This is a genomic window from Mesorhizobium sp. Cs1299R1N1 (assembly GCF_037179655.1).
GTDB lineage: Bacteria > Pseudomonadota > Alphaproteobacteria > Rhizobiales > Rhizobiaceae > Mesorhizobium > Mesorhizobium salmacidum.
On record NZ_JAPYKR010000008.1, the window covers coordinates 260,931 to 274,518 of the forward strand.

The following is a 13,588-nucleotide window of genomic DNA, read 5'->3' on the forward strand; positions in this document are numbered from 1 at the left end:
TTAATCGGCATCTTTGTCGCGTTGTCCTCGCGCGCACCGGCCGGGTACCGTATCTTTGTAGGCGCGGGCTTACGAGGCCTCGCAAGGAGCGCCGCCATATGGAATTCTCACGACGCCAGCTTCTGTCAGCTTCGATTGCCGCGCTGACGGCCCTGTCGGTGCGTGCTGCCGCGGCGCCAAAAACGAATTCCCGTTTTCAACATGGCGGCTCGATCCATACAATGATGAATTGGGGAGCGTTGCGCGACGGCGATCCACAACACTATCTGGCGCGCCCGTTCGAAACGGCCCGAAACGTCTTCCCAGCCGAATTGGTGCGCGATTTTGCGCAGGTCGGATTCGACTTTATCCGACTCAGCTTGGACGTTGGCCCGTTCATTCAGTTGCAGGGCAGCGACAGGGACGCGCTGGAGCGGAAGCTCATGGACAATTTGCAACTCTTCCAGGAGCTCGGGCTTTCCGTGATCGTGGATTGCCATCCGGTCGAGCAGGTGCCGGCCTATTCGGTTCAGTCAATCCTGGCGGATCTGGAGGCGCCGCTTTTTGCTCAATACACCGCGATGATCAGCCGGCTGGCGGCTCTGCTGGGTGAACTGCGGTCGGAGCGGGTCGCGCTGGAACTCATGAATGAGCCGGTGGTCGGGGAGGCGAGTCATCGAACCCAGGTCCAAGTCTGGGGCGCGGCGCAGCTGGTTCTGCACGATGCGGCGCGGCGGGCGGCGGTCGATCTGCCGATCCTGCTGACCGGCGCCGACTATGGCGGCATCAGTGGGCTTACGGATCTGGATCCATCACCATTCATCGATAGCAATACGCTGTTTTCCTACCACTACTACATGCCGCTCAGCTTCACCCATCAAGGCATCGATTTTGGGACGCCGGACGCCCCCTCTTCGCCCTACGTCGTCGATCTTCCTTATCCTTACGACGCTGTCTCGCCCGACGAGATATCGGCGAAAATAGAAGCTCGCATTGCCGCCAACACGGCGCTTGACCAGGCTGCAAAGACGGCTGCCATGGCCGATGCACGTCGGATTCTCGATGGTTTCCTGGCCGACGGCTGGAACCGCGCCCGCGTCGAGAAAGACTTCGTGCGTGTGGCGAACTGGGCAGATCGTAACGGCATCGCGAGGAATCGCATCGTGATGGGCGAGTGCGGGGTGACGCGGCGCGATCGGATTTTCACGGGAGCCGAGCCGACCTATCGCCGGGCCTGGCTTTCGGATGTGACAGGCATTGCGAAGACGCAGGGATTTGGCTGGGCGCTCTGGGAAATCAACGGCCGGCAATTTGGTATTCAGCGGGCCGACGACAACCGGATCGATCCTTCGATCGTCGAGGCATTGGGGATGTCAGGCTAATGCATTTCGCCCGGAAGTGTCCTCGGTTCCGGGATAACGACATGCATAAAATCAGAAGCTTACGGCAGGTCGACCGGAACCTATTCGCCGCGACATGCTGAAAGCAATCGCCGCCTCGGGACCGCCGCAGCGATGCTTGCCAGCACAATTCCAGGAGAAGTTCGGGTCCGTCCAAGATTGTGTAAAAACAAGAGTTAGAGCCTCAACTCCCGCGACCACTATCGGGCAAGCAGGCTGGTATAGACGCGCTCAACTTCGTCTGCCAGACGGGCGTAGTCACGGTTGGCCTTGACCCATACGGGCCCTTTGGCGGCCATCGTCCGGGCCTTGTCCGGGTCGTCGAACAATCGCGCGACACCTTCCGCGATTGCTTCGCCCGAAAATGCCGTGACGATACCGGCGCCGCTGCGGTTGACCACCTCGCTCTGATCGTAGTGGACGGTGGCAATGATCGGCCGTCCCATGGCCATATATTCAACCAGCTTTGTGGGCGTGGCGACCTGCTGGGCCGCATCCATCTCGAACGGTGACAGGCAGACGTCGACACGCTTTACCCAGCCCAGCGCCTCGACCAGGGGAAGACGTCCGGTAAAGATCACCCTCTCGGACAGGCCGAGCCTGTCGAGTTGAGAGGCAAGTTGTTCACGCTCGTGCGCCGAAACGGCCCCGATGATCACCAGGACCGCGTCGTAACCGTTGGCTACCAGCAGGGCCAATGCCTCGAACGTCAGGCGGGTGGTCAGGTTCAGAACATCGGCGCACATATAAGCCATGCTCTTTTTGCCGATGAGCCGCGGGTCGTCGGTGGCAGGGATCGACGCGGGATTATAGCGCTCAACCGTGACCCCCATCGGTATCGGCGTCATCTTCTTCGTCGGTATGCCTCGTTCGGCAACGCGCTCAAGCATTCTTTTCGATTGGACAATGACATGGTCCGACAGCGGCAGCACGACCCGGTAGAAGAGGGCGCTGCCGATAACGGCATAGGCCAGTCGAACAAATCGGGCCGGCAGGCTCATGGGCACGAGATTGTGAAGCGCGATACGCATGCGCGCTTCCAGCACGGGATAGCTCATCCAGAACACGAAGGGCGTACCGGAGATCCTGGCCGCGATGCCGTACACGATGCCCCACAGCGGCTGATCGCGTATCTGTATCAGGTTATATTCGCCACGCATTGCCCGCCAGGCCAGCTTCAGGCGAAGCCGGGTTTCCGCCATCATATAACGGAGCGAACCGAATTTCTCCGTCATCTGGCGACGAGCGATATAGAACCGCTCGGCGCCGCGCACGTCGACGCGTTTGGGACCATCCGCGTAAGGCCGCAGGCTCCAGTCAATCTTCAGCCCACGGCCAACCAGGTGGTTTGAAAACAGTTCCACCAGATCGACACGGAATGCCGGGTAGTCGTCTGGCGCCACGAACAGGACGCGGACTCCAGCCAGCGGACTTTGCTGTGGCGATATCACGTCAGCGGTCGCGATGGATTGTTTCGAGGCCAAGGCTGTCATCTGTTCCCTGCGAATGCATGGCGCGCCAAATATGCCCTCAACCATTTAAGGCGCTGCCACAGAAATGGGTTTCGACGCAGTCGATCCGTCGCTGCCCGACCAAGCTGGATCGCCGCGATAGCGGCTTTGCCGCGTGATGTGAGCGGCACATAGGCATCATCCAGTTCATGGATGACGTCACACCAATGGGTCTTGAAGTCTTCGAAGCCGACGCCCAGGTCATAGGCGGCCATGCCGCGTTCGCAGCACTCCGCGATTTGCCTGAAAGTCAGCACTTGGCCCGGACTTTGTGGCGCCAATTCATCCCTGGCGAAGGTCATGAAGTATACGTTGACCCGCTTGCGATGTATCGCCGAACCGATGACAGCGCATATCTTGCCGCCCACCCGAAGCTCCGCCATTTCCAGCAACGGCTCGCTCATGTGCCGGGAGCGATCGAGAAGGTCGCGGAAGAAATCCGTCACCCCTGGGGCACCAAAGCTGTTGAGCTGGCCTTGCTCGGCAAGGCGCAAGGCTTTCTGCTCGAAAAAGAAGTCGAGAGCGGCATTGCCGCGCTCGAGAGACCGAACCGTGCCGTATTCCAGCACGCCTGCCTCTCGCATTTTACGCTCTTTCGATTGGATTTTGCGTTGGCGCGAACCGCCGTTTCTTTTCTGCAGCACAGCCGCAAATCCCCCGGCAAGAGCGAAGGAGTAGCCTTCCGTATGCGATGGGCTGCGCAACAGCGCGGCGAGCGGTTGAGCCATGTCGTCATGGATCCTGGGCATTCTCCTGAGCACCGCATAGTCCACTCCATCGAGCGCGGCGCGCAACGTGGCTTCAATCTGGGTGCGCCTCATGCTGGCCATGACCGCCGCGGCTTCGTGGCTCCACAGGCCGAAATTGTAGCTGGAGTGGTTTCCGCCGATCCAGGTCGCGACGCGAACGGGTCCGAACGTCGAGGTCGCCAGCGGGAGGATGAAGGCCGGATTGCCGTCGAGCCGCCCCAACACTATGGCTGGCGTGGCTTTCTCCTTTGGCAGCACATGCCGGGCGTAGGCATCGACCCAATCATAGCGCTGAAAGACCGTTGCCACGCCGGTCGACTCGAGTTGGCGCCATTCGCGCTCGATATCCGAAGGGTTGGTAAAAGCGGCGACCTCGAAACGACCACAAGGTCTGTCGGACCAGACAGCCTGTGCCTCTCCATCGGCTGCCGTGTTCAACCGTGAGTTCATTCTCGCGACCCTTGGCGCCGGCTGCTGGCAATCTGCGTTGAGAAAACTGTTGGGTATGCATGCCAGGTTCCAAACTACTTTATCCGGCACGACTTAAGGAATGGTCTAGCAATCCTCTATAATACCTCAGACAGACGTTCTTCATACCCTATGGATCGCGTTTTCTCGGGCGGCGGTGAGGCAAGCGCAGAGAGTTCGTTAACCTTTCGAACCGGTCGCCTCGGCGGTAATCGCTTAGCTCATACATTCCTGTTAGCAGTCGGCGAGAATTATCCAATCGACAGGACGAGAATTGATTGCGTCGCTCAGAACATTGATCGGTCGATCCGCAGACATTCGGGTATTCAGCGCCGGGCTGCTCTGGTCGACCTTTGGAACGGTGATCGTTCGGCTGACGCCGATGATCACCACCATTTTGATTTCACACTGGTTCGGCATTGAATTCGTCGGCAAATTCGGAGTGACCTACGGCACACTGATGTCGAGCAGCCTGCTGGCATCGGCCGGAGTGAGCCTGATGGCGACGCGCAATATCGCCGCCTACTCGATAAACGACCCCGCCACGGCGGGCCGCCTGGCCGGCATGGCATTCCTCCTCACCGGTGGCGCCGCGGCATTGATCGGCCTGATGATCTTCCTGTTCGCGCATGAGATCGCCGGTCGGCTGCTGAAGCAACCGGAACTCGCTTTCTATCTCCAGATCATCGCGCCCGTGATTGTGGTCAACGCGATGAACACGGTCCAGACGGCTATCCTGAGCGGTATCCAGGCCTTCAGGACCATCGCTCGCCTCAACGTGATCTTTGGCGGATTGATGATCACGCTGGTGCCTGTCGGGCTTTACTTTTACGGCCTCTCGGGCAGCTTTATCGCCTTGGGCTGCGCTTATCTGGGTGGATGCCTCATCGCCTATCCGGCCGTAGTGGCAGCGCTTCGGCGGCGCGGTATTGAGATTGCGTTCCGGGAGGCATTTTCGCAGTGGCGGCTGGTTACACGCTATGCGGTGCCGGCGCTGCTTGCCAGCCTGCTGTACGAGCCGGTGAACTGGATCTGCACGGCGATGGTGGTCAACAATCCCGACGGTCTTGCCCAGGTCGGCCTGTACTTCATTGCCATGCAATTGGAGACGTTGCTGCTGTTCGTGCCGCAGATCGTGGTGCAAGTGGTTATCCCGATGCTGTCGACCGGCTTCGGCGAGGCCGACCGCCGGCGTGTGATCAACGTGCTTGGCATGGGCATCGGCACCAATATAGCCATAGCCATAGGCTTCGTCGTGGTCATGATGACGTTCGGCAACTGGTTCCTTGTGCTGTTCAAGCTCGATCCCGCCCAGCACTGGCCGATTTTCATGATCGTGGTGCTCGCGGCCGCCATGATCGCCGCCGCCCTGCCGCTCGGACAGGTCCCGGTGTCCTCCGGTTACATGTGGACCGGGCTTTCGATCACGGCTGGATGGGCGCTGACATTCATCATTGCAACGTGGTTTCTGCAAGATCGCGGCGCTCTCGGCATCGTTATAGCCCGCGCCATCGCCTGGTCACTGCAGACGGTGGTCTATATCGGGTTCACCCGCTTCGCCATTGGCCGGACGTGCGGTGAAAAGGGCACGTTGCTTCGCGATCGTGACCTTTCCGCTGCGCCCGCCAAGTCGGCATCCTTGGATGCCTGATGGTGCGTCGGGGTGAAACATTGGCATTATAATGGATCCGGAAGTCGTTGGTTAAGCATAATCGCGGATACGATTTCGCATTAACTGCGCCGCTAGAGTTGAAGCGTATCTTCCAGACAGGGAGACTTGGACAGATGATCAATCGTATTCGTGCACTTTTCGCCCGCAACGAGGCGCTTTCATTCAACATCGAAACACTCTCCGATCATGACAACCTTTATGATGCGGGGATGACGTCGTTCGCTTCCGTCCAGATCATGCTGGCGATCGAGGAGGAATTCGACACCGAATTTCCAGAGGAAATGTTGACACGGCGAACATTCGCCTCGCTTGCCAACATCGCCGAGGCGGTCTCCAAACTTGCGAAGCAGGCAGTCTGACCATGAATGTCGCGAAAGCAATTGGCGTCACCCCTGCCGGCATGCACCGTGACGCCCCAACGGCGCGCATGGCCCGTGTTGCCGAGGTTGCGGCCAAGGCGGCCGATTCCGTCGATCGCGACGCCCGTTTCCCCCACGAAGTCTTCGATGCATTGAAGCAGGAAAGCCTTCTTGGCGTGGCTGTGCCGATTGAATTCGGCGGCCAGGGAATGGGCCATGCCGCTATTGCCGACCTGATCGTCCAGCTGGCGCAGGCCTGCGGTTCCAGCGCGATGATCTATGGCATGCACCAGATTCAGATTGCGAGCTTGGCCAGCCATGGGACTGGCAGCGAATGGCATCGTGCCTACATGCGTCGCATTGCCGGCGAGCAGCTGCTGATGGCATCCGCTACCTCCGAGGCGGGCATTGGTGGCGATCTTCGCAATTCTATCTGCGCGCTCAACGTCATCGATGGCCGCTTCTCGTTGACCAAGGACGCGACCGTGATTTCCTACGGCGCCTTTGCCGACGCCATCCTGGCCACAGCGCGCCGGGCACCGGATGCAGCCGGCACCGACCAGTCCATGATCGTCATACCCGCCGACGCCAACCGCACGCTGGAGCGCAAGTCCGTTTGGGACACGCTCGGCATGCGCGGCACCTGTTCCGACGGCTTTCTGCTGACCGCAACCGGCGATGCCGCGCAGATATTCACCAAGCCGTTTTCGGAGATCGCTGCCCAATCAATGCTGGCGAGTTCGCACATCTACTGGGCAGCGACATGGTTTGGCATTGCGGCCGATGCCTTCGCGCGTGCCCAGGCCTTCGTCAAGCAAGCCGCCCGCAAGCAGCCAAACCTGACGCCGCCAGGCGCGCTCCGCCTGTCGGAGGCAGCCGCCAAGCTGCAGGAGATGAAGGGACATCTCGTTGCCGCCATCCGCCGTTTCGAAATCGCCGAACGCAATGAGGACGATCTCTCCTCGATAGGCTTTGCCGCTGAAATCAACGCGCTGAAGGTGGCCGCGAGTGAAAAGGCGGGCGAAGTCGTGCGGCTCGCAATGCTGATCTGCGGCATCCTTGGCTATAAGAACGGCACGCCGTTCAGCGTCGGCCGGCATCTGCGCGACATCACCTCCGCTACAGTGATGATTTCGAACGACCGCATTCATGCGAACACGTCGACGCTGCTTCTGATGAGCCGCTTCGATGCCAGGCTGGGAGGTTGAGATGGATACCGGGACATTCACCTCAAAGGACCTGCTCGACAAGCTGTTCGATAACGGCATCCTGTTTGAGACCGGCGTCGACGGCCTCTATGGCCGCTCCGGCATGTTCGAGGAAGTCATCGAACGTTTCGAGCGCCTGGTCACGCGCCTCGGCGCGGTCGACAAGCCTACCCGTATCCACTTTCCGCCAGGCATGAGCCGCGCGACGCTGGAAAAAAGCGGCTACATGAAAAGCTTTCCGCAGCTTGCCGGGTGCGTGCACTCCTTCATGGGCGACGAGCGCGGCCATGCCAAGCTGCTTGGCATGATGGATGCCGGCCAGGACTGGACTGAACTGCAGCAGCCAACGGAGTTGGCGCTGACGCCTGCCGCCTGCTATCCGCTCTATCCGACGGTCGCCGCACGCGGACCGGTTCCGATGGACGGTCTCCTGTTTGAACTCTCATCCTATTGTTTCCGGCATGAGCCGTCGCAGGACCCGGCCCGCATGCAGCTTTTCCGAATGCGGGAATTCGTCTGCATCGGTACGGCCGATCATGTGCATGCGTTTCGCCAGAGCTGGCTTGAGCGTGGCAAGGCGATGATCGAGTCGCTGGAGTTGCCTTGTGAGCTGGATCTCGCCAACGACCCGTTCTTCGGCCGCGGCGGCAAGATGCTGGCCAACAACCAGCGCGACCAGGGGCTGAAGTTCGAGCTGCTGATACCGGTAAGCAGCCAGGAAAAGCCGACGGCCTGCCTGAGTTTCAACTATCACCAGGATCATTTCGGCCAAACCTGGGGATTGAAGTTCGCCGATGGCAGCCTGTGCCATTCGGCCTGCGTCGGCTTCGGCCTGGAACGTGTGGCGCTGGCGCTGTTTCGTCATCATGGCCCCGACGTTAATGCCTGGCCGCCGGCTGTCCGTGCGGTTCTCTGGGATGCCTGACATGAACGCCGTGATCCCCGGTCTCGACCCGGCGGGCTACAGGCCGCATGAATTGCACAGCGCCGAACGGCGCTGGCCGCAGACAAATTGCTACGTCGACCTGCTGATTGAAGTCATGCATGCGACCGGCCATGACCCGGTGGCCGCGCTCGGCTTTACCCTTGCCCAGGATTTCGAAGGCGATCAGTTCACCTTCTTCAAGTTTCCGATCGCCGATCTGCAGCGGCTTGCGGGTCTCGATATCCAGGAACTGGCGATCTTCGACCGGCTGGAAACGCATGTTGCGACGCAGATCGACCTCGGACGCCTGCCGCTGGTGGAAGTCGATGCTTTCTACCTGCCCGACACAAGGGGAATCACCTATCGCGCGGCCCATTCCAAGACGACCATCGGTATCAATGAGATCGATCCGCGGACGCAGCGGATGGTCTATTTTCACAATGATGGTGTCTTCGCACTGGGTGGTGAGGACTATGAAGGCATCTTCGGCGGCGCGGACCTTGCGAGCGCGGGCTCGTTGCCACTGTTTCCCTACGCGGAGTTCGTGAAATTCGGCGTCACGCAGCCGCCGGAAGACATGGCACGAGCAGCCGCGACACTGCTCTCACATCACCTGTCACGCCGCCCGAAGCAGAATCCGTTGCGATCCTACGCTGCTGCGTTCGGCCGCCATGTCGAGATGCTGGTCCACCGCCCGCCGGAGTATTTTCATATCTACTCCTTCAACACGTTGCGGCAGCTAGGCGCGAATTTCGAGCTTCTCGGCAGCCATCTGGAGTGGCTCGGGAAAAATCGCCGCGAGAGTTTCGAGCAAGCGGCCAAGGCCGCCGGCGATATCGCCGAAGGCGCCAAGGTCATGCAGTTCAAACTCGCCAGGGCCATGGCGCGCGGGCGTTTCGATGGCCTGGAGGCAATGCTGGAACCGATGGCCAGCGCTTATGATGTTATCATCAACGTGCTTGACGCGCGCATGGCAACCCTGGCGGAGGCGGCCTGAACGGCGAGCGGAATTCGGCTGCCGTAGCCTGGATCAGATCCATGACGACAGTGATCTCCGTCGCCGATTCAGCTGAGTTGCTGGAAGCAGGATGGCAGCTTGCCCTGACACCGGCTGGCGCATGGCGCGGGCCGAGCGATGCTGACCCTTCGGCAACATGGCTGCGCACCACATGTCCTGGTACCGCGGCGGCGGCGCTCGAGGCGGGCGGCCTTTGGGATCGGCAAGCACCGATGCCATTGCACGACAAGGACATCTGGTATCGCTGTCGCCTTGAAGCCAGCGGGCCGGTGCGGCTTGTCTTCGAAGGCCTTGCGACGATTGCCGAAATCTACATCGACGATCGATTGGTCCTTGTCTCCACCTCCATGTTCGCGCCGTGTCAGACGTCGCTGACGCTGAAAGGCGGCGAAATGCTTGCCATCGCGTTTCGCAGTCTTGACGCCTATATGGACGGCCTCAAGGGTCCGCGGGCCCGCTGGAAGGCGCGCATGATTGACGATCAGCGCTTGCGGCTCGTTCGCACGACCCTGCTTGGCCACATGCCGGGCTGGTGCCCGGCCTTCGACGTCGTCGGCGCATGGCGGCCGGTTCTGCTGGTGCGCGAGAATTTGGCTTCGCGCGTCGCTAACGTCGACATGCGTTCCGATCTCGAAGGGACTACAGGCAAGCTCGATGTCGAGCTGACGCTCTTCACGCCGCTTGTCGACGGCGAAACCGCCTTTATCAGCTGTGCCGGAAAAACCGCGACGCTCACCGGCGATGGCGAGAAGCTGAATGCGCGCCTTGACATCGCCAACGTTGCGGCTTGGTGGCCGCACAGCCATGGAACGCCGGATCTTCATGGTGTCAGCGCTACCATCGGGAGTAACGAGGTAAACCTCGGACGTGTCGGCTTTCGACGCCTGGAGCTGGATCGCGGCCGTGACGGGCGCGACTTTCGGCTGATCGTCAACGGCATCCCGGTCTTTTGTCGCGGCGCGGTTTGGACACCGTCGGACATAGTGTCCTTGGACGGGAGCGCGGCGCCGTTGGACGCCGCCTTGCGCCTGGCAAGTGATGCCGGTGTCAACATGCTGCGTGTCGCCGGCCCCTTCGTCTATGAATCCAACGCCTTTCATGCCCTGTGCGACGAACTCGGCATACTCGTCTGGCAGGATCTGATGCTGGCGAATTTCGACTATCCCGCCCGGGATGACGAATGGTGCGCTGCGCTGGCGGCGGAAGTAGAAGCATTGCTGCGACGATTGCGGCACTCGCCTTCGCTGGCTGTGATTTGCGGCGGCAGCGAAATCGCCCAGCAGGCGTCGATGATGGGAATTCCAGCGTCCATGGATCCGACGCCATGGTTCGACACCGTGGTGAGGCCGCTTGCGGACGCCATTAGACCTGATCTCGTGCAGGTTGCTTCCTCGCCGCATGGCGGCAGCTTGCCTTTCACCGCTGAAGCCGGACCCGTGCATTATTATGGCGTGGGCGCTTATTGCCGGCCGCTGGAGGATGCGCGCCGTGCCGAGGTCCGCTTCGCCAGCGAGTGCCTTGCCTTCGCCAACGTGCCGGATCAGGAGACGCTGGACGCCTTCCTGCCCGTTGCGCCCGTGCATGATCCAGGCTGGAAGGCCGCGACGCCGAGGGACGTTGGGGCGTCTTGGGATTTCGAGGATGTACGCGACCACTATCTGGAAAACGTCTTCGGCGTCGACGCCCGTGCGTTGAGGCTGCAGGACGGTGCACGCTACCTCGACCTCTCGCGTGCCGTGACGGCCGAGATTGTGGAGCGCACGATTGACGAATGGCGCCGACCGGCCTCGCCGACGGCGGGTGCACTGACCTTGTTCTGGAAAGATCTGGCCGTCGGCGCCGGCTGGGGCGCGATCGATGCGACCGGCCGGCCAAAATCAGTTTGGCATGCGATGAAGCGGGCCTTCCGTCCGCTGCGCCTGATCCTTAGCGATGAAGGCTTGAACGGCCTCCATGTGCATGTGATCAACGATGGACCGGATTTGGTTGAAGGCAGGCTCACCCTGACCTGCCTGCGCGATGGTTTGACACCGGTCGTCACAGGCAAACGCGAGATCGCGGTTGCGGCGCATGATGCCGTGACGGTTTCGGCCTTCGAGCTGTTCGGTGCGTTCTTCGATATCTCTTACGCCTACCGCTTCGGTCCGGTTGCGCATGAGTTGAGCGTGGGGCAGTTTACGGATTCGCAGGGAACCCAGTTGGCGGAAGCCTTCCATGTTCTGCCCAATGTCATGACGAAACCGTGCGATGTCGGCCTTCGCGCCAAGATCGAACCTGGCAGCGATTGCTGGCGGCTTCGGCTCGCCTGCGACAGGGCCGCGTATTATGTCCATGTCGGCGGTCCCCATTATCGGGCCGAAGAGGATTATTTTCATCTGTTGCCTGGTCGCGAAAAAACAGTGAGGCTGGTCGCGCTGACGGGCGCACCGATGCCTACCGGGACCGTTACAGCCCTCAATGCGCAGCGACCTGTTGTTTTCGACTTGACCGAGCCGTTCCCTAAAATGGGTGCAGCCAGGGGCATTTCGTGAGGCCGATCGTTTTCGAAGGGACTGTCGGCTGGGTTCATCCCGCAGGGGGCAGCCGGGGCGTGGTTATAGCGGGCGCGCACGGTTTCGAAGACCTTTGCAGCCGGCGTTTTCTCACATTGATGGCAAGGCGGTTGGCCCAAGCTGGTCTACCCGTTCTGCAATTCGACTATCCAGGCTGTGGAGACGCCATCGGCGATCACACCGAGCCCCATCGCGTGGCTGCCTGGGTGTCGAGCATCGAGACGGCGATAGGGCGGCTGAAAGCCGAAACCGGCGTGACCGATGTGCTGGTGATCGGCTTCCGTCTCGGTGCTCTCCTTGCTCCATCGGCCATGGGCGGACGGGATGACGTTGCCGGTCTGGCACTGCTTGCGCCGCCAATATCGGGCAAGGCCTATGTGCGCGAGATGGCAGGCCTGGCGAGAATGATCGACGCAGCCCTGCCGCCATACGACACTGAGGTCGAGCCATTCGACGGCATCGAAACCGCCGGGTTCAGGATGAGCGCCGAGACGATCGCGGATCTGCGGACGCTTGAGTGGCGTGAATTCGCCGGTTCCTTGCGCCAGGATATTCTGCTTGTGACGACACAACCCGCCACGTCGCATTCGGCGCTCGCCGAAGGCGTGGCCGCGGCCGGTGGCAGCGTGCGGATCGAGACATTTGCCGGTTTTGCCCGGCTGATGAGCAACCCGACCGCCAACGACATCCCGCAATCCACCCTTGAGATGGTCGTGGGGTGGGCAGTCGAGCGCCGAAAGCCCGTCGGCGCGGCTTCCCACGAGCCGGTGGCCACCGCGCCCGTGTTTCTGGCGGAGGGTGGATATAACGAATGGCCACTGGTGCTCGCGCCCGCACCGGAGATTTGCGGCGTGCTGTGCATGCCTGCCCAGGCCAAGCCCAAGGGACAGGTCGCCCTTATCCTCAATGCCGGCGCGATACCGCATATCGGTTGGGCACGTGGCGCGGTCGACATGGCGCGTTCACTCGCCCGAGATGGCATAGCCTCGCTGAGGGTCGATCTGCCGGGCCTCGGCCAGAGTGGGACGCCGGACGAGAAACGGCTGTTTCTCTACGATGAGCGCGGTCGCGATGACATGCTGCGCATTGTAAACTGGCTCGAGCAGTATGGATTTGATCAGGTCAGCGCGATCGGCACATGCGCCGGGGCCTATCAGGCGTTCCATGCCGCGCGTTTCGATCGCCGTATTTCCTCGCTCACCATGGTCAATCCTTTGTGCTTCGCATGGAACAGTTCATATGCCCTGGACATGGAACTGTCGAAAGTCAGGGACAATGCGCGTGGCTCACTCAAACCCGAGGACGGCGCCGGCGAGGCGGATGTGGCTGAGCCGCATTCACACGGAACGGCCTTGAGATCACCTCGCTTGAAAGCGCTCCTGTCCAGACTTGGCGGGCGCGCCCTGCGCTTCGGCCTGGAATTGTCGAAATCCACGACGTCCAACTTTTGGCGCAGGCGCGGTTCGGGAAGCCAGTCCGTGGAAACCTGGATGAAAAATCTGACCGCGCGTGGAACGCGCGTCTTGGTGGTAAGCGCCGAAAACGATCGGAGCCTGGATGAAATTGCCCGTCACTTCGGGCCGGACGGCGAGCGTTTGAGGCGCATGCAAGGTATCACTCTCGTGCGTCTGGATGCCGCCGATCATACATTGACGCCGGCCCATGCACGCTCTCGGCTTGTCGAGCACGTCACACACTTATTGAGCCCCGCCGCCGATGGGCGGTAGGACCTGGGGCCTGCTCGACG

Annotated in this window: 11 protein-coding genes; 8 read left to right on the forward strand and 3 right to left on the reverse strand. The window is 61.0% G+C overall.

What is annotated here, in order from left to right:
* Positions 1–98: 98 nt before the first annotated feature.
* Entirely contained in the window at positions 99–1,361 is a 1,263-nt protein-coding gene (locus O7A70_RS19500) for a glycoside hydrolase family 5 protein (RefSeq protein WP_337141826.1), read from the forward strand.
* A 218-nt stretch (positions 1,362–1,579) separates the two neighbouring features.
* On the opposite strand, the gene O7A70_RS19505 is transcribed toward O7A70_RS19500, so the two are convergent.
* From O7A70_RS19505 to O7A70_RS19515, 3 genes are all read right to left on the reverse strand, one after another.
* Positions 1,580–2,872, reverse strand: a complete 1,293-nt coding sequence (locus O7A70_RS19505) for a glycosyltransferase (RefSeq protein ID WP_337141827.1) — start codon at positions 2,870–2,872, stop codon at positions 1,580–1,582.
* The gene (locus tag O7A70_RS19510) at positions 2,869–3,720 is read right to left on the reverse strand and encodes a GNAT family N-acetyltransferase (RefSeq protein ID WP_337141829.1); all 852 of its coding nucleotides are present in this window, start codon (positions 3,718–3,720) and stop codon (positions 2,869–2,871) included. The genes O7A70_RS19505 and O7A70_RS19510 overlap by 4 nt, the downstream gene beginning before the upstream one ends.
* A gap of 621 nt (positions 3,721–4,341) precedes the next feature.
* A complete protein-coding gene (locus O7A70_RS19515; RefSeq protein ID WP_181166167.1) occupies positions 4,342–4,503 on the reverse strand; it encodes a hypothetical protein in 162 nt (53 codons plus the stop codon).
* Here O7A70_RS19515 and O7A70_RS19520 point away from each other — a divergent pair.
* The 7 genes from O7A70_RS19520 to O7A70_RS19550 are packed head-to-tail and all read left to right on the forward strand — an operon-like array spanning position 4,490 to position 13,568.
* A complete protein-coding gene (locus tag O7A70_RS19520; protein WP_337141830.1) occupies positions 4,490–5,758 on the forward strand; it encodes an oligosaccharide flippase family protein in 1,269 nt (422 codons plus the stop codon). The genes O7A70_RS19515 and O7A70_RS19520 overlap by 14 nt on opposite strands.
* A 47-nt stretch (positions 5,759–5,805) precedes the next feature.
* Positions 5,806–6,138, forward strand: a complete 333-nt coding sequence (locus tag O7A70_RS19525) for an acyl carrier protein (RefSeq protein WP_337106329.1) — start codon at positions 5,806–5,808, stop codon at positions 6,136–6,138.
* 2 nt (positions 6,139–6,140) lie between these two features.
* Complete coding sequence (locus O7A70_RS19530) at positions 6,141–7,346, forward strand: acyl-CoA dehydrogenase family protein (protein WP_337141832.1); 1,206 nt, start codon at positions 6,141–6,143, stop codon at positions 7,344–7,346.
* Position 7,347: 1 nt separating this feature from the next.
* Positions 7,348–8,271: an amino acid--[acyl-carrier-protein] ligase gene (locus O7A70_RS19535; protein WP_337141833.1), complete on the forward strand. Its 924-nt coding sequence runs from the start codon at positions 7,348–7,350 to the stop codon at positions 8,269–8,271.
* A gap of 1 nt (position 8,272) precedes the next feature.
* Entirely contained in the window at positions 8,273–9,268 is a 996-nt protein-coding gene (locus tag O7A70_RS19540; protein ID WP_337141834.1) for a DUF1839 family protein, read from the forward strand.
* 41 nt (positions 9,269–9,309) lie between these two features.
* Positions 9,310–11,820: a glycosyl hydrolase 2 galactose-binding domain-containing protein gene (locus O7A70_RS19545; protein ID WP_337141835.1), complete on the forward strand. Its 2,511-nt coding sequence runs from the start codon at positions 9,310–9,312 to the stop codon at positions 11,818–11,820.
* A 59-nt stretch (positions 11,821–11,879) separates the two neighbouring features.
* Positions 11,880–13,568, forward strand: coding sequence for an alpha/beta fold hydrolase (locus O7A70_RS19550; protein WP_337141916.1), 1,689 nt, complete (start codon positions 11,880–11,882; stop codon positions 13,566–13,568).
* Positions 13,569–13,588: the final 20 nt, after the last annotated feature.